Below are 22,048 nucleotides of genomic sequence, written 5' to 3' on the forward strand. Positions count from 1 at the left end.
CAAATATAATCATATCCTAAAATCGGCTATAGGTCAAGTCAAAAACACTATTTTGACTATTTTTTCTCTATTTTTTTAGGAATTGTAGCGAATTAGAATCGCCCAAGCATTCTCTCCAGTATGAGTTTGAATAATAGAGCCAGTTTCCAATACAGAGATTGGCTTCTCAACATAAGGTTGCAATAATGCCTTCATCTCATTCGCCCATTCGTTCGTTCCAGCATAAGAAATTCCAATTTCTGCAACTGATTTTTGGGAAAGAGTATTGGTTAATTCCTCAAGCCACTTTTTGAACGTTTTCGCTCCACGTCCTTTGACGATTGGTTGGAGTTCGTGGTTCTTCATCTGCATTATTACACGAATATTCAAGAGTGAGCTTAGTAATCCTGTCACACGTCCAATACGACCACCCTTAACTAAGTTTTCTAGCGTCGAAACACCGATATAGAGTTCTGTATGATTTTTGACGTCCTCTACATGAGCCAAGATCGTTTCTAAATCTTTACCTTCTTTAGCAAGTTTTGCAGCTTCAACAACTTGGAACTTCATTGCTTGATCTGTAAAGGAACTATCAAGAACCGTTACATCAGCAGTTGAGAGGCTGGTCCCTTGGCGAGCAGCTTCCACAGTTCCAGACAAGGCATGGGACATGTGAATGGCGATAATTTGACTGCCATCTTTACCTAGTTCTTCAAAGACCTCAGCAAACACTCCTACAGGTGGCTGACTTGTTTTAGGCAGATTCTTACTTTGTTGCATAAGATGAAGGAATTCTCCCTCTTTAAAATCTGCATCCGAATAAAGCACACTATCAATCATAACTGATAGAGGGACAACAGTGATATTTAATTCTTTAACTACTTCTGGTTCGATAGTAACAGAAGAGTCCGTTACAATTTTTACTTGTGTCATAATTCAATCTTTCTATTCTTCTCGATAGGATTGGGATTTTCTCCTTTATTATATCAAAAAAATGATAAAAAATCATAAGTGATCCGATGAAAAGAACTGAATTTTTGGTATAATCTATCTATAGAAAAGTGAGGAACAGCCATGATTCGAAAACTTCAACCGATTATCACTATTATTTTTGGAGCTGCTATCTATGCCTTCGGTCTTACTTACTTTGTTGTTCCTTATCATTTATTTGAGGGAGGGGCGACAGGTATTACCTTGATTACCTACTATCTTTTTAAGATTCCTGTCTCATTGATGAACCTCTTGATTAATATCCCTTTATTTATCCTGGCTTGGAAGATATTTGGACCTAAGACCCTCTACTCCAGCCTTCTAGGATCTATTTCACTTTCCATTTGGCTAGCAATCTTTGAGCGCATTCCTTTGCATATCGACTTGCAAGGAGATCTCATCATTGTCGCTTTAGTCTCAGGAGTCTTACTAGGGGTTGGTTTAGGAATTATCTTTAATGCTGGTGGAACCACTGGTGGCTCTGATATCGTTGCCCGTATCCTCAACAAATACACCAATATTTCGATTGGTAAATTGCTCTTTGGGATTGACTTTTTTATCCTAATGTTGATTTTGATTATCTTCCAGGACCTTCGTCTAGTTACCTATACCCTCTTATTTGACTTTATCATCGCTCGTGTTATTGACTTGATCGGTGAAGGGGGTTATGCTGGTAAAGGATTTATGATTATTACCCAATATCCTGATCAATTGGCCAAAGAGATTAACGATGAACTCGGACGTGGCGTTACCTTTATATCTGGTCAAGGCTACTACAGCAAAAAGGATTTAAAAATCATCTACTGTATCGTAGGTCGGAACGAAATCGTTAAAATGAAAGATATGATTCACAAAATCGACCCTCAAGCCTTTATCACTATCACTGAGGCTCATGAAATTCTGGGTGAAGGATTTACTTATGTGAAAGATTAAAAAAGCTGGGAATTCCCAGCTTTTATTCTTCTTCTGCGAGGGTTGAATGGCGGAACCCGTAAGTAAAGTAAATGACTAGACCAACTAGAAGAGCAATACCAAAGGCAATCCAGGTATCTAGACTATATTGAAGCATAAAGGAAACACAGATAAGAATGGAAAGAATTGGCAAAAGTGGCACCAAGGGAGTTTTAAACTCTCCCTCTTTTGGCATCCCCTTATCCTTTCTGAGTTTTATTATTCCATAGGCTAGCAAAATGAGATAAGCTAGCGTACAGATATTTAAGAAGGCTGCAATACTGGCTAGAGGAAAGACTCCTGCAGCAATGGCTGAAGCAACTCCTGTTAAGAGGGTCGCATTTTTAGGAACGCGACTAGTCTTGCTTAATTGTTTGAAACTTTGAGGTAAAAGTCCATCACGTGCTAAGCTATAAATCATCCGAGATAAAGCATAAGTCATGGAGATACATACGGTTATCAGGGTTAGAATGGCTACAAGCGAAACATAATTTGCCGCCCAGCCGATACCAATACTCCGTAATGAAAATGCTACTGCATCGTCCACATTGAGCTTACTGTAGTGAACAATCCCTGTCAATACTAAAGTTACCAAGGCATAGAGAATGGTGACGATTGTCAGAGAAAGTACGATTCCGCGAGGAATATTTTTTTGAGGATTTTGAATTTCATCAACTGCCATGGAAATAGACTCAAATCCGAGAAAACCAAAGAACATCAAAGATGCGCCCGCCATAATCCCAGTACTTCCACCATATAGTTGACCAAAACCAAATGGAGCAAAATTCGTCCAATTTTCAGGCTTGATGTACCAAATACCAACTAGGATAAATAAGGCGAGAGCTGAGAATTTCAAGACCACTAAAAGCGAATTAAATCTCAAAGCTGCCTTAGAATTTAATAAAACCAATCCCGTTACCAAGGTAAGTACTAAAATAGGCAGAAGATCGATATAGGTTCCTTGTTCAGGGTTAAAGGTGCCATTCAAGGCTTGCGGCATCGAGATACCATAATTACTAAGCAATCCCTTAAAGTAAGCTGCCCAGCCAGACGCCACACCTGAAACAGCCGTCATGAATTCCATGATGGTCAGCCAGCCAGCAATCCAGGCTGGCAATTCTCCTAGAATCGCATAGAGGTAACTATAAGCACCACCAGTTGCAGGAACACGAGAGGCAAATTCTGCAAAAAAGAGGGCTGATAGAGAAACACACAGGGCAGAAATCACAATGGAAATCACTAGTGATGGACCAGCTAGGGTAGCCGCTGCTGTTCCTGTAATGGTGAAAATCCCCGTCCCCACCATAGCACCAATCCCTAGAAGAATCAAATCCCATAATTTCAAATGGCGATGCATCTCTGTCTGTCTCAGACTAACATCCTTGGTTCTAAAAATATTCATACTTCATCTCCACTAAATGTAATTGTTTTATTTTACCATATAAAAGTATTTTTGTGAATATTTATTAGGTTCTTTTTTAAAAAAATTCTGAACAGAAAGGATTCCTGTTCAGAATTTGCATTTTTACCCAGTAATTCTTTCAATTAGTTACTCATCAAGCGATTAAGCTCAACAGTATACCCCATTGAAAGTTTTTGGGGATTTGGGATTTTTTAAACTTCAAAGTAAGGGAAGGGACGGTCACTATCTAAAGGACGATGTGGAACTTCTTGTTCCAGAATAGCGCGCCAACCAGATACCAATTCTTCAAAAGTCAGTTGTGCTTCTGGAGAAGCTGTTGTCAGCTTCCGACCAAACCAAGCCATGGTTGCAGTTTCAAATTGAAGCATAGCGTACTGGATTACTGGTACATTTGCCTCTTCATAATTTTCATTTACTGCACGCGCTACTTCTGCCGCTTGCGGAAGGAGTTGATTGCTGATTTTATCAACAACTGTCGCATCCATCTCTCTCCATGAAAGAAGTTGACCATTTACCTGATAAAAGAGCTCAAAGGTTTCTTGATTTTCCTTAAAATTAGCAAGAACAAATGCACGTTCTACTGCCTCAGGACCGCCAGCAGCTTTTACAGCGTTTATCAAGAGGTTTTGTTCCATTTGTCGCCAATAATCATCAGCTTCTGCTTCAAGATCAAAAACAAATGCCTGATCCAACTCTTCAATCGGGGCTTCTCCCTTATTCACTTTTTCAATCGTTCCAAATAAACGCTTTAAAAATCCCATTTGCTTCTCCTTTTTGGATTTATCCGACTGAACCTTCCATTTCATAACTAATCAAGCGGTTCAACTCAACTGCGTATTCCATTGGAAGTTCTTTTGTGAAGGGCTCTACAAATCCCATAACGATCATCTCAGTTGCCTCAGATTCTGACAAACCACGGCTCATGAGGTAATAGAGTTGTTCCTCTGAAATCTTAGATACTTTGGCTTCGTGCTCCAAAGCAACTTGCGAGTTGTGAATTTCATTAAACGGAATGGTATCTGATGCTGACAAGTCATCCATGATAATGGTATCACACTCGATGTGAGAAACAGATTTCTTAGAGTTCTTGTTAAAGGTTACTTGTCCACGGTAGTCCACCTTTCCTCCGCCTTTTGCGATAGATTTGGACACGATAGACGAGCTTGTATGTGGAGCGTTGTGGATCATCTTAGCACCCGTATCTTGGTGTTGCCCTGCATTAGCAAAGGCGATTGAAAGCATGGTACCACGTGCTCCTTCTCCATCTAGGTAAACAGATGGGTATTTCATAGTTGTTTTGGCACCTAAGTTTCCATCAATCCACTCAACAGTAGCATCTTTCAAAGCTTTGGCACGTTTTGTTACCAAGTTATAGACATTATCAGACCAGTTTTGGATGGTTGTATAACGCATATAAGCTCCGTCCAAGGCAAAGATTTCTACAATGGCAGCGTGCAAGCTGTTGCTAGAATAAGTTGGTGCTGTACATCCTTCTACGTAATGGACGCTTGCTCCTTCATCAACAATAATCAAGGTACGTTCGAACTGACCTGTATTTTCGTTGTTGATACGGAAGTAGGTTTGAAGTGGAATATCTACCTTGACACCTTTTGGCACGTAGATAAAGGTTCCACCAGACCATACTGCTGAGTTGAGGGCAGCCAATTTGTTATCTGTTGGCGGTACCAACTTAGCGAAGTATTGTTTAAACAAGTCTGGGTATTCCTTGAGGGCAGAATCTGTATCTGTAAAGATAATCCCCAATTTCTGGAACTCTTCCTTCATGTTATGATAAACCACTTCTGACTCGTACTGGGCAGAAGCTCCTGCTAGATAAGCACGCTCAGCTTCTGGAATTCCGATACGTTCAAAGGTTTCTTTGATTTTTTCAGGAACTTCATCCCAAGAACGGGCAGGTTTATCAGAAGGTTTTTGGTAGTAGATCAAGTCATCAAAGTCAATCTCTGACAAGTCTGCTCCCCAGGTTTGCATGGGCATTTTTTTGAAGGTTTCATAAGACTTCAAACGGAATTCTAACATCCACTCAGGTTCTCCCTTAGCAGCTGATAATTCGCGAATGACTTCTTCGTTCAATCCTTTTCCTGTCGATAGGACAGGCTCTACATCGTCATGGAAACCAAATTTATATTCACCAAGGTCAATTGGTTTTGGTTCTACTCTTTCTTCAGCCATAATATCCTTTCTTTCATTCTTCATTTCTACTGATTCATAAGACAAAAGAAACTTGTCTTACTTGTTATCTTGATTTTCAATTGTTTTCTTAAGGGCATTCCAAGCCAGGGTTGCACACTTAATCCGTTGTGGGAATTTGGCAACACCTGATAAGAAAGCCGCGTCTCCAAGTTGGTCTTGACGCTCATCTTTTTGCCCTTGAACCATTTCTGAAAAAATGGTCGCAAGTTCTAGAATTTCTTGTTTGGTCTTGCCTAAAACTGCATCTGTCATCATACTAGCAGAGGCAGTTGAAATCGTGCATCCTGAATTTAGAAAAGCAATATCTTCCAAACGGTCCTCTGCGTCAAACTTGACAGAGAGGTTGATGACATCCCCACAGGTTGGATTATTGAGGCTGATTTGCTCAGCATCTTCCAGCTTCCCTTGGTGATGTGGATTTTTCGAATGGTCTGCCACCACTGCCATATAAAGGCTATCTAGTTTAGAAAGTGCCATTGAAAAACTCCTTTGTCTTTTGTAAAGCATCGACTAGTTTGTCACAATCTGCCTTGGTATTGTAGATATAAAAACTTACACGAGCTGTTGCTGGGACTTCCAAATACTGAAGCAAAGGTTGGGCGCAATGGTGACCAGCACGAACAGCCACTCCTTCATAATCTAATGCTGTAGCAAGATCATGAGGATGAAGATCCCCTAGGTTGAAGGCAATGACACCTGACCGTTGAGCCAAGTCCTGCGAACCATAAATGGTCAAACCTTCAATGGCCTGCAATTTGGGATAGACGTATGCAATCAATTCCTGTTCATGAGATTCAATGGCATCCATACCAATCTTTTCTAGATAATCCACTGCTGCAGCAAGTCCGATAGCACCTGCCATATTTGGCGTTCCAGCCTCAAATTTCCAAGGCAATTCCTTCCAGCTAGCAGATTGCTCATAGACAAAATCGATCATCTCACCACCAAATTCTACTGGTGACATTTGTTCCAGATACTTCTCTTTGCCGTAAAGTACACCGATACCAGTCGGACCAGCCATCTTGTGACCCGAAAAGGCAAAGAAGTCCACATCCAAGTCCTGGACATCAATCTTCATATGAGGTGTAGATTGAGCACCATCCACCACCATGATAGCTCCAACTTGGTGGGCTAATTGCGTGATTTCCTTGATAGGATTGACCACACCAAGAACATTTGAGGCGTGAGCTAGGGAGACAAACTTGACTTTATCAGTCAATTTAGCGCGCAAGTCATCCATATCCAGAGCTCCGTCCTTGAGATAAACATAGACAAGCTCTGCCCCAGTCTTGCGACAAGCTTCCTGCCATGGAATGATATTGGAATGGTGTTCCATGACAGAGATCAAGACCTGGTCTCCCTCAGTCAGGATTTCCTCAGCAAAGCGTGCCACCCAGTTAAGGCTGGTTGTCGTTCCTCTGGTAAAGAGAACTTCCTTTGTAGAGCCTGCATTGATAAACTTACGAATGGTTTCACGAGCAGCTTCATAGGATGCTGTTGCTCGCTCAGCCAAGGTATGGACCCCACGGTGAACATTGGCATTGTCCTGCTCATAGTAGCGGTTGATTGTTTCCAGAACTGCTAGTGGTTTTTGTGTCGTCGCAGCATTGTCCAGATAGACCAGAGGTTCATCGTTGACAATCTGGTCCAAAATTGGAAAATCCTTGCGAATCGCTTCTACATCTAACATAGGCTTCCCCTTAGCGTTTTGACAATTTTTCTTCGATAGTTGCAATCATTTCGTCACGAACTTCTTTGACTGGAATCTCAACAATTACGGAGCCAAGGAAACCACGAACAACCAAACGCTCAGCAGTCGCCTTATCCAAGCCACGGCTCATGAGGTAGTACATATCTTCTGGATCCACCTGACCGATAGAAGCCGCGTGACCTGCAGTTACGTCATTTTCATCAATCAAAAGAATGGGGTTGGCATCTGAACGCGCCTGATCTGAAAGCATGAGAACACGACTTTCTTGCTGCGCATCAGCTCCCTTAGCACCCTTGATAATGTGTCCAATACCATTGAAGGTCAAAGTTGCTTTTTCAAGGATAACCCCATGTTGGAGGATATTTCCGATAGAGTTGCAACCATAGTTAGTCACTCGAGTATCAATCCCTTGAACCTGACGGCCACTTGAAAGAGCTACGACTTTAAGGTCAGCATGGCTACCATTTCCAATCAAATCGCTATCAAAATCAGCAACAACATTTCCTTCGTTCATGACACCGATTGCCCAGTCAATGCTTGCATCGTTGCCTAGTTTACCACGACGGCTAATATAGGCAGTGACATTTTCACCTAAACGGTCAATAGCTGCAAATTTCACTTGCGCACCTGAACGAGCAATCACTTCGACCGTGATATTAGCAGTTGCCTTGGCACTACCTTGGCCACGAGACTCAAGACGTTCAAGGTAGCTGATTTTAGAGTTTTTACCTGCAATGATCAGAATATGCTTGTTAAATGGCACATCGCTATCGCTGTCTTGGTAGAAAATTCCTTCGATTGGCTCTGTAATCTCAACGTTATCAGGAATGTAGAGAACAGCACCACTGTTAAAGTAAGCCGTGTGGTAGGCTGCCAACTTGTCATCGTCATACTTAACAGATGACATGAAGAATTCCTCGATAAGTTCTGGAATTTCTTCTAAAGCTGAGTGAAAGTCTGTAAAGACTACTCCTTGTTCAGCCAATTCAACTGGAGTTTGTTCAAAAACAGTCTGCGTTCCTACTTGCACCAACTTCAAGTGATTATCTAGAGCCGTGAAGTCAGGAACATTTGCTGAAGGTTCACTTTCTGTGATGGTTCCATCTCCCAGATTCCAACGGTGAAATTTGACACGCTCAATAACTGGTAATTCCAAACTCTCAATCTTATCAAAAGCTTTTTGACGGAGGTCAGCCAACCAGCTTGGTTCAGCGTGCATTTCTGAAAAAAGTTTAATATTCTCTTTAGTCATTTACTTCTCCTAAAAGATACGAGGGAATTACAATTCTTCCTTGTAGTCGTAGCCAAGTTCTTCAGCAAGTTTTGCGTATCCTTCACGTTCCAAACGGGCAGCCAATTCTGGACCACCAGAAAGGACAACACGACCTTCCATCATCACGTGGACCACGTCTGGTGTGATGTAGTTCAAGAGACGTTGGTAGTGAGTGATAATCATAGCACCAAAGCCTTCACCACGCATGGCATTGACACCTTTAGACACAACTTTAAGGGCGTCAATATCAAGACCTGAGTCAATCTCATCCAAAAGGGCAAATGTTGGTTCCAACATCAAGAGTTGAAGAATTTCATTACGTTTTTTCTCACCACCTGAGAAACCTTCGTTGAGGTAACGCTCTGCCATTTCTTCTTTCATGTTGAGCAATTCCATTTTCTCGTCTAGTTTAGTGATGAACTCACGAACCGAAATCTTTTCATCATCTTCTTTACCAGCATTCATGGCTGCACGAAGAAACTCTGCATTGGTAATTCCAGGAATTTCAGATGGATATTGCATAGCCAGGAAAAGTCCCATACGCGCTCGCTCGTCTACTTCCAACTCAAGGATGTTTACACCATCAAATAAAACCTCACCTTTGGTAACTTCATAGTTAGGGTTCCCCATGATAGCTGCAGAAAGAGTCGATTTACCAGTACCATTTGGTCCCATGATAGCTGCGATTTCTCCTGTTTTCAGAGTCAGATTGACCCCTTTCAAAATTTCTTTTCCTTCAATCTCAACGTGAAGATCTTTGATCTCTAATACTGACATGATAGTTCCTTTCTTTTTCTGGCCTACTTCCTTTATCCTTAGCGAAATCACTTACATTTCTCAAAAAATACAAGAAAAGGTCCATAAATATACTCTACTAGTATAACAAAAAAAAGCCTAAAAGGCTTTGATTTTGTTTAGAAGCTAGTGACTAATCCTTACGGTTTAGGTGCTGATCAATGGCATCTACTATTTTCCCCATTACATAACTTAACCTAAAATTTCGAAAAAGTAGAATAGCCCAAAATGCTGCCATGAAATAGCGACCCGTCATCCAAGCTTCATTGAAAAAATAAGTCTCAGCAGCAGTAAATAGTGCTATCACGATAAATTGTTGTCTAGTCATAGAATTATTGTACCATGAAATCCACTTTTAGTCTTCTTCGACCATGACTTTATCAGCCAGAAATTCAAATCCTTCTGGAATTAGGCTTTCTTCTTCCGCCTCTTGATCAGCTTGAGAAGACTTGTTTCTAGCTGAAAATGCTGCACGAACCTCTTTCCATTCCTCTAGGGAAATTGCCAGGATTTCAGGTGAAAATCCAGCCGCCTGGCTGAGAATATTGCCAAACATGGTATTGAGGTTATCCCGTTTCATGGTTTGCCCTGCATTGAAATTAGATTCAAAAGCTAAAATAGCATGGTGTTCGTTGGCCGCAACTGGCTGAGAACCAACAAGCAGAGCCTTATCAGGACCAGCTAAGCTTTCGATTACTTCTCCCCATGCATTTTGGAGGCGAATCAAGTTTTGCCGTGCCAATTCAGGATTTTCAACAGCTTCTTGTAGGATAGCCTGAACCTTATTACGGTCTACTCGATAGACAGTCTTGGAAGTGGCTGGACGGCTAGGGACTGGCGCCACTTGTTTAGGCACCGTTCCAACATTAGCAAGTTCTTGCTTGAGACGAACTACTTCCTGTCTCAGTGCAGAAATTTCACTTTCGACAGCTCCTGAAAGCACTGGTTCAGGCTTAATCTCCGCTAAACGAATGGTCATCATCTCAGCATAAATCTTAGGTTGTAGGCTCGCTTTCATATCTGCCAAGCTCACAGTCGCTATTCGAATCATTTCAAAGAGACTTTCCTGAGAAAGAGCTAGATTGTCCATAAAAACTGGACTATGATGAGTATTTTCGCCACCTGTCTGAACAACTAATAGATCACGCAAGTACTGTAAAAGATCCGTCACAAAACGAGTCATACTCTTGCCATTTTCAAACAAAAGATTCAAAGAATCAAGAGCTTTTAAAACATCCTGCTGTGACAAGGCGGCTACATAGTCATCAAGCGCTGATAGACTAATGGTGCCTGTAATCTCCTCAGAGATAGCTGTAGTTAAAGCATTCCCTTGAGTCAAACTCAAGGCTTGGTCCAGAATAGACAAGGCATCCCGCATCCCACCTTCAGCCCGTCTGGCAATGATTTCTACAGCATCTGGTTCAGAACTGATATTTTCTTTTTCTAAAATATGATGAATATGTGCCGTGATATCTTGAGTTCGAATCGATTTAAACTCAAAACGTTGGACACGCGATAAAATAGTTGCTGGAATCTTGTGCAATTCGGTAGTCGCCAAAATAAAGACAACGTTCTGGGTTGGTTCTTCTAGGGTCTTCAAAAGCGCATTAAAAGCTCCTGTAGACAACATATGAACCTCGTCTATGATATAGACCTTATAACGGGCCAAACTAGGAGAATAGGTGGATTTATCACGAATTTCACGGATTTCATCGACTCCATTATTCGAAGCCGCATCCATTTCGATAACATCTTCTAGGCTACCTTCTGTGACTGCTTGGCAGATATAACAGTTATTACATGGTTCCCCGTCTACCTGGTTCGGACAGTTCATAGCCTTGGCAAAAATCTTGGCTACACTGGTTTTACCAGTTCCTCGAGGACCTGAGAAAAGATAGGCATGACTAATCTTTTCCTGCTCAACTGCTTGTTTTAGGGTTTTAGCCACAACTTCTTGACCTACTAGTTGTGAAAAAGTCTGGCTTCTATATTTTCGATAAAGTGCTTGATACATTAGGCTTTCTCCTCAAACATCGTAAAGTCCCATTCTGTCTTCTCAAGCAAAATAGCGACAAATTGTTCCAAGTAATCACGGTCAACGGCATTGTAATCATCAATAACTGAAGAATCCAGGTCTAAGACACCCAGCAATTGACCATTCTTGAGCATGGGAACCACGATTTCACTCTTGGCCATACTATCACAAGAAATGTAGTTTGGATAGGTGCTCACATCGCCAACCAAAACAGTCTCTTGAAACTCAGCAGCTTCTCCACACACGCCTTTTCCAAGCGGAATGCGAATACAAGAAACACCACCCTGAAAAGGCCCTAAAACCAACTCGCTACCGTCAAACAGATAAAACCCTGCAAATACAGTATTGGGAAAGCGAGATTTTAGGAGGGCACTAGCATTCGAAAGATTGGCAAGAACATTGCTCTCACCGTCAAGCAAATAAGAGAGTTCCTCATTTAACAATTGATATTGTGATTGTTTTTCTGAATCTAACATAGAACTATTATATCAAAAATGAGAAAGAGACAAAAGAAAAATCCCTTGTTTTAAACAAAGGATTTTGTGATTATCAATTTGATTAAAGTTCGATATCACCGAACAAGTCAGCCATTGAGAATCCTGTTTGTGTTTCTGGAAGTTCGAAATCACGTTTTTCTTGACGTTTTGGACGACGTGGACGAGCAGCACGTTTTTCTTCTTTTTGTCCTTCTTCTTGAGCTGGACGTTCTTCAAGAGCTTTGATAGAAAGTGATACACGTTCTGCGTCAGCGTTAACATCAAGGACTTTAACAGTAACTTCTTGACCAACAGTAAGAGCTTCTTTTGGATTTTCGATACGTTTGTGTGAAATTTGTGATACGTGAACAAGTCCATCGATACCTGGCAATACTTCAACAAATGCACCGAAGTCAGTCAAACGTTTAACTGTTCCTTCTACTACATCACCTTTAGCCAATTTTTGTTCAACGCCATCCCATGGTCCAGGTGTTGTTGCTTTAAGTGAAAGTGATACGCGTCCTTCTTCTTCGTTAAGATCAAGGATCTTCACTTCGATTTCTTCACCAACAGTTACAACTGATTTAGGTGATACGTTACGTTCGTGTGACAATTCAGTCAAGTGAACCAATCCGTCAACACCACCAAGGTCGATGAAAGCACCAAAGCTAGTGATACGAGCAACTTTACCAGTTACGACATCACCAACAGCCAATTTACCGAATACTTCAGCACGAGCTGCTGCAGTAGCTGCTTCAACAACTTCACGACGTGAAAGGATGAAGCGGTTTTCTTTAGGATCAACTTCCTTGATTTTAGCATCAAATTCTTGACCTACGAAACGCTCAGTGTTACGTACGAAACGAGTATCCAACATTGAAGCTGGGATAAATCCACGAACACCTTCAAATTCTACTGAAAGTCCACCTTTAACGGCACGAGTTCCTTTAACAGTAACAACTTCTTCTTCGCGTCCTACAAGTTTGTCCCATGCTTTGCGAGCTTCAAGGCGTTTTTTAGATACAAGGTATGTAACTGTATCAGTATCTTTACCAACTACTTGACGAAGTACAAGAACATCCAATACTTCTCCTACTTTCACAAAGTCATTGATATCTGCATCGCGATCGTTTGTCAATTCGCGAAGAGTCAAGACACCTTCAACACCAGTCCCAGAGATTGCAACGTTAGCTTGAGTCGCATCAACTGTCAATACTTCAGCACTAACAACATCACCAGGCTCAACTTGGCTAACGCTATTTAGCAAATCTTCAAATTCGTTCATCTAAAAAATCCTCCAACAATCAAGTTTTTCCAAACTTGACATACTTATAATTTTTTTCCTAAGCACCCGCAAAGACATGTTCATATCGTTCACGTCTTTCAATTATAAAAATAAAATACCCTAAGATATTTTTCTTTTTATCTTGAATTTATTACCTAAGAACTGGGGTAGCTGGATTCGAACCAACGCATGAGGGAGTCAAAGTCCCTTGCCTTACCGCTTGGCTATACCCCATTGATGAATGGAGAGAGAGGGATTCGAACCCCCGAACCCGAAGGAGCGGATTTACAGTCCGCCGCGTTTAGCCTCTTCGCTATCTCTCCAATGTTTAACGAGAACTATTATATCATGAAATTTTCAATAAAACAAGTATTATTTTGTCAAATTATAGTTTTCAATCAAAATTTCCACAGCTTTTTCAAGTTTTTTATAAAAACTATCGACATTTCCATTCTTTATGATGGCAAATTGGCTATCTAATTCGGCAATTTCCCCAATAACCTTTTTCCCGATCGTCAAAACGTATCCTTCATAGCTGTCTTTTCCAACAGTCACTTTTGCATCCGTTAATTGAATTTCAATTTTCTTATCTTTTTTACTCATACTGTACCTCTTTTCACTTTTTCTATTGTACAAGAAAATGCTCAAACTAGCAAGAAAAAACTCCATTTCAGTCCTTACAACTGCTATGGAGTTCTTCTTTACTTCATGTCTTTTAGTCCACTTTGACAATCCATCCTTCAGGTGCATCTACATCACCAAATTGGATACCAGTCAATTCATCATAGAGTTTACGTGTCACAGGACCTACTTCTGTTTCACTATAGAAAACATGGAAATCATCGCCATGTTGGATGCCTCCAATTGGCGAAATAACCGCTGCTGTACCGCAGGCACCCGCCTCTACAAAACGATCCAAATTATCGATTGGGACATCGCCTTCAATCGGTGTCAAGCCCAAGCGGTGTTCTGCCAAGTAAAGCAAAGAATACTTGGTAATAGATGGCAAGATAGATGGACTCAATGGCGTAACAAATTCATTGTCTGCCGTGATTCCAAAGAAGTTGGCTGATCCGACTTCTTCAATTTTTGTATGTGTAGATGGGTCTAGGTAGATAACATCTGAAAATTGGTGTGACTTGGCCATTTTACCTGGAAGGAGACTAGCAGCATAGTTCCCACCTACCTTAGCAGCACCTGTACCATTTGGAGCGGCACGGTCGTATTCATCCTGAATCAAGAAGTTAGTTGGGACCAAACCACCTTTAAAATAGTTACCAACCGGCATAGCAAAGATGGTAAAAATATATTCTTCTGCTGGTTTTACCCCAATAATATCCCCAACACCAATCAACAGCGGACGAAGATAAAGGGTTCCACCTGTTCCATATGGTGGGACGTATTCTTCATTTGCACGCACAACTGCTTTACAAGCTTCTACAAACATTTCTGTCGGAACTTGTGGCATCAAAAGACGGTCGCAAGTACGTTGCAAACGCTTGGCATTTTCGTCAGGACGGAACAATTGAACACTGCCGTCCTTGGTACGATAGGCTTTCAATCCCTCAAATGCTTGCTGTCCATAGTGGAGACTTGGAGAAGACTCTGAAATATGCAAGGTTGCATCCTCTGTCAATTCTCCTTGATCCCATTGACCATTTTTGTAGTGAGCGATATAACGGTAAGGTAATTTCATATAAGCAAATCCAAGGTTTTCCCAATCAATTGCAACTGTCATGTTTTTCTCCTTTATACTATTCAAACTATGTGTTCTATTCTACACTTTTCTAGTAAAATTTCAAGTATTATTTGTAATTTTCTGAAAATTTTTTCAACACAAAAGAAATCAGCCCTCTGGACTGATTCTTTTTACGAACTCGCTTTATCCTCTTTAAAGACTTCTTTGAGGTAAGCATCGAAAACTTCTTCATCTGAAATCGTGTCTGAAATAAAGCTTCCATTGCTAGTACGTTCTGACAAGTTGAGGTCTTGCAATCGACTCTCATAGATCGTCCCCTTGTTAGATTGAACAAGTAACGTTTGGTCGTTTTCTTCTACTTCTGTACTAAAAAGATCACCAACGAAACCTTGCTCTGCAACTGCTCCAGCCAAGAAGACACGATGCGGTTTGTTTTTTAACTCACGCAAGACTTGAAGTCCTCGTTTGGCACGGCTGGTCGCTGGAATTTCCTCAATGGAAACGCGTTTCAAGCTTCCACGTTGGGTCAAGAGATAGAAGGATGAGGTGTTACAGATAAAGGCAGCCTGAAGCGAATCATCTGCTTTCAGGTTCATAGCCTTGACACCTGCAGCCTTGGCACCAACAACCGGAACCTCTTCGATATTGAAACGAAGGGCATAGCCGTTTTGACTAATCAAAAGAACATCATCTAGTTTAATCGGAGCCACTGCTACAATTTGGTCTGTCTCGTCTTTGAGCTTAGCATACTTGACAGACTTCGACTTGTAGGTCCGCCATGGAGAGAATTCTTTGCGTTCTACGCGTTTGATTTGACCAAGGCGAGTTGCTGCAAAGTAGGTTGTCGCATCATCAAACTGATCCACTACTTCTGCATAAAGGATTTCTTCGTTAGTTTCAAAGTTTGTAATCGTTTGGCTCAAGTGCTCTCCGATGTCCTTCCAGCGAATGTCTGCCAATTCATGGATTGGTCGATAAATGACATTCCCAAGAGTTGTAAACATCAAGAGGTGCTGGGTTGTCTTGGCAGTTTGCACAAAGATCAGACGATCATCATCACGTTTGCCGATTTCCTCTAGCGTAGAAGCTGCAAAGGAACGTGGGCTGGTACGCTTGATATAGCCTGCCTTAGTTACGCTGACATAGGTATCTTCCTCGGCAATCAAACTAGCTGTATCAATCTCGATTGCTTTCGCAGTATCTTCCAAAGTACTCAAACGTGGAGTCGCAAATTTCTTCTTAACCTCACGAAGCTCTTTTTTCATGAGATTGTACATAGTCCGTTCATCACCGATGATAGCCGCAAGCATGGCAATCTTTTCACGCAATTCTGCTTCTTCTTCCTGCAAGACAACCACGTCTGTATTGGTCAAACGGTAAAGTTGTAAGGTCACGATGGCTTCAGCCTGCTCCTCAGTAAACTCATAGCTGATCTTGAGGTTTTCCTTAGCGTCAGCCTTGTTTTCAGAAGCACGGATAAGGGCAATGACTTCGTCCAAAATCGAAATCACGCGAATCAAACCTTCAACGATATGCAGACGTTTCTCAGCCTTTTCCTTGTCAAAGCGGGAACGTGCCAAAATCACTTCACGACGGTGGGCGATATAGCTAGACAGGATTGGGACAATTCCAACTTGACGAGGAGTGAAATTATCAATCGCTACCATGTTAAAGTTGTAATTGATTTGTAAGTCGGTGTATTTGAAAAGATAGTTGAGAACAAGCTCGGTATTAGCGTCTTTCTTGAGTTCGATAGCAATGCGAAGACCGTCACGGTCAGACTCATCACGAACTTCGGCAATCCCCGCTACTTTGTTATTGACACGAACATCATCAATTTTCTTGACCAGATTGGCCTTATTGATTTCATAAGGAATCTCAGTGATAACGATTTGCTCCTTACCACCTTTTAGCTTTTCAATCTCCGTCTTAGAGCGAACAACCACGCGCCCTTTCCCAGTTTCATAGGCCTTCTTGATTTCATCACGCCCTTGGATGATAGCTCCTGTAGGGAAGTCTGGTCCAGGCAAGAATTCCATGAGCTTGTCCACCTTGGCTGTTGGGTGATCAATCATGTAAACCGTCGCATCAATGACCTCAGCCAAATTATGCGGTGGAATATCTGTGGCATAACCAGCCGAAATCCCAGTCGAACCATTGACCAAGAGGTTTGGAAAGGCTGCTGGCAAAACCGTCGGTTCTTTCTCGGTATCGTCAAAGTTCCAAGCAAAAGGAACTGTCTTTTTCTCGATATCCTGAAGAAGGTACCCAGCAATTTCAGACAAACGCGCCTCGGTATAACGCATTGCCGCCGGTGGATCTCCGTCCATAGAACCGTTATTACCGTGCATTTCAACTAGAATCTCACGATTTTTCCAGTCCTGAGACATACGAACCATGGCATCATAGATAGAAGAATCCCCGTGTGGGTGAAAATTTCCCATGATGTTCCCGACAGACTTGGCCGACTTGCGGTAGCTCTTGTCAAAGGTATTGCCATCCTTATTCATAGAATAAAGAATACGACGCTGAACCGGCTTCAATCCATCACGAATGTCTGGCAAAGCCCGGTCTTGAATAATGTACTTGGAGTAGCGACCAAAGCGCTCTCCCATGATGTCCTCAAGGGACATGTTTTGAATGTTAGACATAGGATACTAAGCCCGTAAAATGCAAAGTGAAAATAGGAAATTATTGCAGTGAGCGATGCTCACAAGAGAATTTATCTTTTTCACACAGCATTTAGGGCGTGTTCAACTCCTTTCAAAGAATGTAGAGTGGTTTTTACATTAAAATTGGTATTAAGAAAAATATTTTTAGATACTATTTAAGTCATTCACAAACACTTATTTAGATTAAGCAAAGGCAACTATTTCCTATGGATTATTCTTTCTTCTTTGAAGTGTGTACAAATATTGACAAGGTAAATAAGAAACTATAGCAGTTGATATCAGCAAGATATTAAACATAAACTTTTGCCCTCGAAATAGCTCCTCCCAATGCATTGTATTAAGATAATGAAAAATTAAACCGAATAAATAACAGAAACTTATAGGGAGACTCTCCACTTGATTGATTTGTATAAATAATATAAGCGTATTGAGTGATAGAGTGTGGAAGAAATAAGCATAGGTAAACAAAAAGAAATTAGAAAGAAAGAAAATCTTAAAGCATCATCAAAAAGCTCTGTACGATTTATTGAAATAAGCCAAATATTACACATCGTTATAATAATCGGGAAAAATAATCCATACACCCTTTTATGTAACTTATTTCTTTTGATAGCTAGAAATATAGAGGACACCAATACTAAAATTTGTACTCCTGGGAATCCCATAAAAAATGTAGCAAATACATGATCTAACATACTAGTTCAACCTCTCCTTAGCATACTGAATCATCTTCTATGTTGTCTGCATATATCTTTTATAGAGTCATTTTTCATAGCCGTCTTGCTCCTCTTGTTTTTGGATGCCTCGTATTCTTTTCTTCTCAAGTTCCCCTACAATGAATTGGATAGTTGAACAAATCCCCAAAACAATTAAAATATAACAAATAGATATTATGTTACTTCTTTGGTAATTTTTTATGATTTCCCATACAACAAATATATTTACCAATGAAAGGAGAAAGATGAAGGTGGCATTGATCAGAAGTATTATAGCAAATGTTCTCCTAAAATGCATATAATGTTTTATACTCCTATAGAGGGTATATAATGAATATGCGATCATCAAAGGTGTGAAGCAACCTACATAATAAAAGATAAACCTTTGTCCAAAGTATGGGTAACCTTTATCTAATAGGCAAAAGCCAATAGTGAAGATGTTCAACATAAATAGGGACACTGCACGAGCGTTTTCTTTTTTCCCCAAGTTAGATATTAAATCACTTATAATTGCAAAAATTACTATGGTTATAACGGGAATAAAATACATAAATTCCCTAATCAAAGTAGATAACGTAAATTCCCTAAACATTACTGACCCCCCTTTAGTTCTATATATTATTTACATAACAAATATGATAATCATTTTTACTTGAACGATGCGACTTTCCTGTATGGTAAAAATAATATCCTTCAAATAGTATAAAGCGTCCTCTAAAGAAACAGACCTGAATGATATTTTCCGTCAGATTATTGAGGAGGAGATACTTGAGTTCTTATCAGCGTCAACTTTTAAGGTTTAACTATTCCAAAAATCATTTCAAGTATTTCCTGGTTAGTTCTCATCTATGTCACCCTCATCTGAAACATGATTAGTAAAAGGAGCATCTTCTTTCTTTTGTTGTTGTAGTTTTCGAACTCTTGTTCTTTCAAGCATCCAAAGTAGGAATTGAATTCCTGAAAAAAGGCCTTGCAAGAAAATAAATATATAGATTTCTTTAATCCCTCTAAATAATACTAAAATATTTACAATTGAGAGTAGAAATATAAGTGCAACGTTACATATTAGGATCCGGGCAAACTTACTAGGGAAATACTTGACGTGCTTGATACTCTTATAAAGACTAGTAATCGCATACGTTAAGCACAGAGGCGCATGAGCGTAGATGGAAAACACCCGTACAAATGCTCCTAAGTATGGTTCGTCTAAAGACGGATTGAACACTACAAACATTCCTATATTACAAGCCATAAATACTAGGGAACTTAAGGAGCTTGAATATTCTATTTTCTCTTTATTGGAGATTGCATCAAGAATTATCCCAGCAATAACAATGATTTCGAGAAAGAAAAATATCATTATTAAATAACTGTTCACTATTCACTCCCCCTTTGCTTACTGATTTCGTTTGGTGTAATGGAGATAGAGAGGAGGAAGATAGGAAACTAGAATCATCAAAATCATTACCAAGAATGTCAACAGATGAATCTGAACTAAATTTACCACATACCATCCCAGAATACCCACAGATAGGGGACCTAAAATATAGGATAGGAAAATCAAAAAAGCCTTCCACCGTTTCTCCGGATAGACATAACACAATCGAATAAGTGTGTAGACTAAAGCTCCTGCTATCAAAGGAAAACCAAATAAAATCATGACAAAGGATGCCACTAAAGAACCGGATTCTGACGAATCCATATTGAATAAAAGCATCAAGATCATAAACAAAGTAAATACAATCGGTGCATATAAACCTTGGAAACTTTTTTTTCGACTATTGATGTAGAATGCAAGAATAGCTGAGGGTAAAGAAACTAAGAAAATTAAACCCAAGTAACTTCCAAAAATCGAATGTCCTGAACTATTCATTATTCACACTCCTTAAAACACAGTCGCTTCTTCTAGCGTAAACTTAACATTATCCTCAATCCACTTACGGCGTGGCTCGACCTTATCTCCCATGAGGACATTAACACGGCGTTCAGCGCGTGCTAGGTCTTCAATCGTGACACGGATAAGAGTGCGGGTTTCTGGATTCATGGTTGTTTCCCAGAGTTGGTCCGCGTTCATCTCACCAAGTCCCTTGTAGCGTTGGAGAGTGGCTCCTTTGCCGAACTGCTTGCGAAGTTCTTCTAGTTCACCGTCCGTCCAAGCATAAGCTACTTCTTCTTTCTTGCCTTTACCTTTGGACATCTTGTAAAGAGGCGGAAGGGCGATATAGACATGTCCTGTCTCAACTAGCGGACGCATATAACGGTAGAAGAATGTTAAGAGAAGAGTCTGAATATGGGCACCATCTGTATCCGCATCGGTCATGATAATAATCTTGTCATAGTTGGCATCTTCAATAGAGAAGTCTGCTCCGACACCCGCTCCGATGGTATAAATCATGGTGTTGATTTCCTCATTTTTAAGGATATCCGCCATCTTGGCCTTGGCTGTATTAATGACCTTACCTCGAAGGGGCAAGATAGCCTGGAACTTACGGTCACGACCTTGCTTGGCAGAACCACCGGCAGAGTCCCCCTCGACTAGGTAGAGTTCATTCTTTGCAGGGTTTTTAGACTGGGCTGGAGTCAATTTTCCAGACAACAAGCCCTTGTCTTTCTTGTTTTTCTTACCATTTCGGCTCTCATCACGCGCTTTACGTGCCGCCTCGCGCGCATCACGAGCCTTGATAGCTTTGCGAATGAGATTGGAAGCCAGTTCCCCATTTTCCATAAGGAAGAAGGTCAACTTATCAGCCACAATCCCATCCACAACTGGACGAGCTAGTGGGCTTCCAAGTTTGTCCTTGGTCTGACCCTCAAACTGGAGGTGTTCTTCAGGCACCAGAATAGAAAGAACGGCTGCTAGTCCCTCGCGGTAGTCTGACCCTTCAAGATTTTTATCTTTTTCCTTGAGAAGTCCTGTCTTACGCGCGTAGTCATTCATGACCTTAGTAATGGCTGACTTGAGTCCTGTCTCGTGCGTCCCCCCATCCTTGGTGCGAACGTTATTGACAAAAGATAGAATGTTATCTGAAAATCCATCATTGTACTGGAGAGCTACTTCCACTTGGAAACCATTGTCTTCCCCTTCAAAGTATAGGACTGGCGTCAAGGTTTCCTTGTCTTCATTGAGGTAAGAAACAAAGTCCTGAACCCCGTTCTCATAATGGAACTCGATTTCTTCATCTGTTCGCTTATCTGTCAAAGACAAGGTGACATTTTTTAAGAGAAAGGCTGACTCATTGAGTCGTTCTGAAATGGTATTGTACTTGAAGTCAGTCGTAGAGAAAATCGTCGCATCAGGCATGAAAGTGACTTTGGTACCGGTCTTAGACTTGGGTGCTGTACCAATTTTCTTCAAGGTTGTGACGGGTTTCCCGCCATTTTCAAAACGTTGCTTGTAGACTGTACCGTCACGGATAATTTCAACTTCCAACCAACTTGAGAGTGCATTAACAACCGAAGAACCGACTCCGTGAAGACCTCCAGATGTCTTATAGCCACCTTGACCGAATTTCCCTCCAGCGTGGAGAATGGTAAAGATAACTTCAACAGTTGGAATTCCCATGGCGTGCATTCCCGTTGGCATCCCACGTCCGTGGTCTTGAACGGTTAGACTGCCGTCTTTATTGATGGTCACATCAATGCGGTCACCAAATCCAGATAAGGCTTCATCGACTGCATTATCCACAATTTCCCAGACTAGGTGATGGAGACCAACACCGTCAGTCGATCCAATATACATCCCCGGACGTTTACGAACCGCATCCAACCCTTCTAGCACCTGAATGGCGTCATCATTGTAGTTATTAATATTGATTTCCTTTTTTGACAC

19 protein-coding genes and 2 tRNA genes are annotated in these 22,048 nt (G+C 40.9%); 1 reads left to right on the top strand and 20 read right to left on the bottom strand.

The annotated features are described in order from the left end of the window. Positions 1 to 75 precede the first annotated feature (75 nt). The gene (locus HMPREF2766_RS02425) at positions 76 to 912 is read right to left on the bottom strand and encodes a DegV family protein (RefSeq protein ID WP_070567543.1); all 837 of its coding nucleotides are present in this window, start codon (positions 910 to 912) and stop codon (positions 76 to 78) included. A 141-nt stretch (positions 913 to 1,053) separates the two neighbouring features. Between HMPREF2766_RS02425 and HMPREF2766_RS02430 the strand changes: the two genes are divergently transcribed. After that, positions 1,054 to 1,902, top strand: coding sequence for a YitT family protein (locus HMPREF2766_RS02430; RefSeq protein WP_070567545.1), 849 nt, complete (start codon positions 1,054 to 1,056; stop codon positions 1,900 to 1,902). 22 nt (positions 1,903 to 1,924) lie between these two features. Here the strand turns inward: HMPREF2766_RS02430 and HMPREF2766_RS02435 are convergent, their stop codons facing one another. From HMPREF2766_RS02435 to parE, 19 genes are all read right to left on the bottom strand, one after another. Then, positions 1,925 to 3,322, bottom strand: coding sequence for an APC family permease (locus HMPREF2766_RS02435; protein ID WP_070567547.1), 1,398 nt, complete (start codon positions 3,320 to 3,322; stop codon positions 1,925 to 1,927). Positions 3,323 to 3,534: 212 nt separating this feature from the next. Beyond that, on the bottom strand, positions 3,535 to 4,104 hold the full coding sequence (locus tag HMPREF2766_RS02440) for a hypothetical protein (RefSeq protein WP_070567549.1): 570 nt from the start codon (positions 4,102 to 4,104) through the stop codon (positions 3,535 to 3,537). Positions 4,105 to 4,123: 19 nt separating this feature from the next. After that, the gene (gene sufB, locus HMPREF2766_RS02445) at positions 4,124 to 5,536 is read right to left on the bottom strand and encodes a Fe-S cluster assembly protein SufB (RefSeq protein WP_000797057.1); all 1,413 of its coding nucleotides are present in this window, start codon (positions 5,534 to 5,536) and stop codon (positions 4,124 to 4,126) included. Positions 5,537 to 5,593: 57 nt separating this feature from the next. Further along, entirely contained in the window at positions 5,594 to 6,034 is a 441-nt protein-coding gene (gene sufU / locus HMPREF2766_RS02450; protein WP_070567551.1) for a Fe-S cluster assembly sulfur transfer protein SufU, read from the bottom strand. Continuing rightward, a complete protein-coding gene (locus HMPREF2766_RS02455; RefSeq protein WP_070567552.1) occupies positions 6,021 to 7,247 on the bottom strand; it encodes a cysteine desulfurase in 1,227 nt (408 codons plus the stop codon). Before HMPREF2766_RS02455 ends, sufU begins: the two co-directional genes overlap by 14 nt. A gap of 10 nt (positions 7,248 to 7,257) precedes the next feature. After that, positions 7,258 to 8,520 carry a Fe-S cluster assembly protein SufD gene (gene sufD / locus HMPREF2766_RS02460; protein ID WP_000159660.1) on the bottom strand — a complete coding sequence of 421 codons (1,263 nt, stop codon included), beginning with the start codon at positions 8,518 to 8,520 and terminating at the stop codon, positions 7,258 to 7,260. Between the two features lie 27 nt (positions 8,521 to 8,547). Further along, a complete protein-coding gene (gene sufC, locus HMPREF2766_RS02465) occupies positions 8,548 to 9,318 on the bottom strand; it encodes a Fe-S cluster assembly ATPase SufC (protein ID WP_000114489.1) in 771 nt (256 codons plus the stop codon). A 151-nt stretch (positions 9,319 to 9,469) separates the two neighbouring features. Next, a complete protein-coding gene (locus HMPREF2766_RS02470) occupies positions 9,470 to 9,664 on the bottom strand; it encodes a DUF3272 family protein (RefSeq protein ID WP_000198269.1) in 195 nt (64 codons plus the stop codon). Between the two features lie 27 nt (positions 9,665 to 9,691). Beyond that, positions 9,692 to 11,350: a DNA polymerase III subunit gamma/tau gene (gene dnaX, locus HMPREF2766_RS02475; RefSeq protein WP_070567554.1), complete on the bottom strand. Its 1,659-nt coding sequence runs from the start codon at positions 11,348 to 11,350 to the stop codon at positions 9,692 to 9,694. Next, positions 11,350 to 11,847 (bottom strand): GAF domain-containing protein, encoded by a 498-nt coding sequence (locus HMPREF2766_RS02480; RefSeq protein WP_070567556.1) that lies wholly within the window; start codon positions 11,845 to 11,847, stop codon positions 11,350 to 11,352. Before HMPREF2766_RS02480 ends, dnaX begins: the two co-directional genes overlap by 1 nt. A gap of 82 nt (positions 11,848 to 11,929) precedes the next feature. Beyond that, complete coding sequence (gene rpsA / locus HMPREF2766_RS02485) at positions 11,930 to 13,132, bottom strand: 30S ribosomal protein S1 (protein ID WP_001001617.1); 1,203 nt, start codon at positions 13,130 to 13,132, stop codon at positions 11,930 to 11,932. 162 nt (positions 13,133 to 13,294) lie between these two features. Next, positions 13,295 to 13,366 (bottom strand) — tRNA-Gln (locus tag HMPREF2766_RS02490). A gap of 8 nt (positions 13,367 to 13,374) precedes the next feature. Next, positions 13,375 to 13,455 (bottom strand) — tRNA-Tyr (locus HMPREF2766_RS02495). 49 nt (positions 13,456 to 13,504) lie between these two features. Continuing rightward, positions 13,505 to 13,735, bottom strand: a complete 231-nt coding sequence (locus tag HMPREF2766_RS02500) for a DUF2969 domain-containing protein (protein ID WP_000037107.1) — start codon at positions 13,733 to 13,735, stop codon at positions 13,505 to 13,507. Between the two features lie 112 nt (positions 13,736 to 13,847). Then, positions 13,848 to 14,885: a branched-chain amino acid aminotransferase gene (locus HMPREF2766_RS02505; protein ID WP_312023057.1), complete on the bottom strand. Its 1,038-nt coding sequence runs from the start codon at positions 14,883 to 14,885 to the stop codon at positions 13,848 to 13,850. Positions 14,886 to 15,001: 116 nt separating this feature from the next. Then, positions 15,002 to 17,482: a DNA topoisomerase IV subunit A gene (parC, locus tag HMPREF2766_RS02510; RefSeq protein WP_083303862.1), complete on the bottom strand. Its 2,481-nt coding sequence runs from the start codon at positions 17,480 to 17,482 to the stop codon at positions 15,002 to 15,004. Positions 17,483 to 19,054: 1,572 nt separating this feature from the next. Next, entirely contained in the window at positions 19,055 to 19,597 is a 543-nt protein-coding gene (locus tag HMPREF2766_RS02525) for a hypothetical protein (RefSeq protein WP_255778878.1), read from the bottom strand. 18 nt (positions 19,598 to 19,615) lie between these two features. Then, positions 19,616 to 20,092, bottom strand: coding sequence for a hypothetical protein (locus HMPREF2766_RS09830; RefSeq protein WP_083303863.1), 477 nt, complete (start codon positions 20,090 to 20,092; stop codon positions 19,616 to 19,618). 12 nt (positions 20,093 to 20,104) lie between these two features. Next, on the bottom strand, positions 20,105 to 22,048 hold the full coding sequence (gene parE, locus HMPREF2766_RS02535; RefSeq protein ID WP_070567562.1) for a DNA topoisomerase IV subunit B: 1,944 nt from the start codon (positions 22,046 to 22,048) through the stop codon (positions 20,105 to 20,107).

Source organism: Streptococcus sp. HMSC076C08 (assembly GCF_001810825.1).
Lineage (GTDB): Bacteria > Bacillota > Bacilli > Lactobacillales > Streptococcaceae > Streptococcus.

Excerpts from the sequence above, each read along its gene's own strand:
- HMPREF2766_RS02425 (WP_070567543.1), bottom strand. The coding sequence starts at position 912 with ATGACACAAGTAAAAATTGTAACGGACTCTTCTGTTACTATCGAACCA.
- HMPREF2766_RS02430 (WP_070567545.1), top strand. The coding sequence starts at position 1,054 with ATGATTCGAAAACTTCAACCGATTATCACTATTATTTTTGGAGCTGCT.
- HMPREF2766_RS02435 (WP_070567547.1), bottom strand. The coding sequence starts at position 3,322 with ATGAATATTTTTAGAACCAAGGATGTTAGTCTGAGACAGACAGAGATG.
- HMPREF2766_RS02440 (WP_070567549.1), bottom strand. The coding sequence starts at position 4,104 with ATGGGATTTTTAAAGCGTTTATTTGGAACGATTGAAAAAGTGAATAAG.
- sufB (WP_000797057.1), bottom strand. The coding sequence starts at position 5,536 with ATGGCTGAAGAAAGAGTAGAACCAAAACCAATTGACCTTGGTGAATAT.
- sufU (WP_070567551.1), bottom strand. The coding sequence starts at position 6,034 with ATGGCACTTTCTAAACTAGATAGCCTTTATATGGCAGTGGTGGCAGAC.
- HMPREF2766_RS02455 (WP_070567552.1), bottom strand. The coding sequence starts at position 7,247 with ATGTTAGATGTAGAAGCGATTCGCAAGGATTTTCCAATTTTGGACCAG.
- sufD (WP_000159660.1), bottom strand. The coding sequence starts at position 8,520 with ATGACTAAAGAGAATATTAAACTTTTTTCAGAAATGCACGCTGAACCA.
- sufC (WP_000114489.1), bottom strand. The coding sequence starts at position 9,318 with ATGTCAGTATTAGAGATCAAAGATCTTCACGTTGAGATTGAAGGAAAA.
- HMPREF2766_RS02470 (WP_000198269.1), bottom strand. The coding sequence starts at position 9,664 with ATGACTAGACAACAATTTATCGTGATAGCACTATTTACTGCTGCTGAG.
- dnaX (WP_070567554.1), bottom strand. The coding sequence starts at position 11,350 with ATGTATCAAGCACTTTATCGAAAATATAGAAGCCAGACTTTTTCACAA.
- HMPREF2766_RS02480 (WP_070567556.1), bottom strand. The coding sequence starts at position 11,847 with ATGTTAGATTCAGAAAAACAATCACAATATCAATTGTTAAATGAGGAA.
- rpsA (WP_001001617.1), bottom strand. The coding sequence starts at position 13,132 with ATGAACGAATTTGAAGATTTGCTAAATAGCGTTAGCCAAGTTGAGCCT.
- HMPREF2766_RS02500 (WP_000037107.1), bottom strand. The coding sequence starts at position 13,735 with ATGAGTAAAAAAGATAAGAAAATTGAAATTCAATTAACGGATGCAAAA.
- parC (WP_083303862.1), bottom strand. The coding sequence starts at position 17,482 with ATGTCTAACATTCAAAACATGTCCCTTGAGGACATCATGGGAGAGCGC.
- HMPREF2766_RS09830 (WP_083303863.1), bottom strand. The coding sequence starts at position 20,092 with ATGAATAGTTCAGGACATTCGATTTTTGGAAGTTACTTGGGTTTAATT.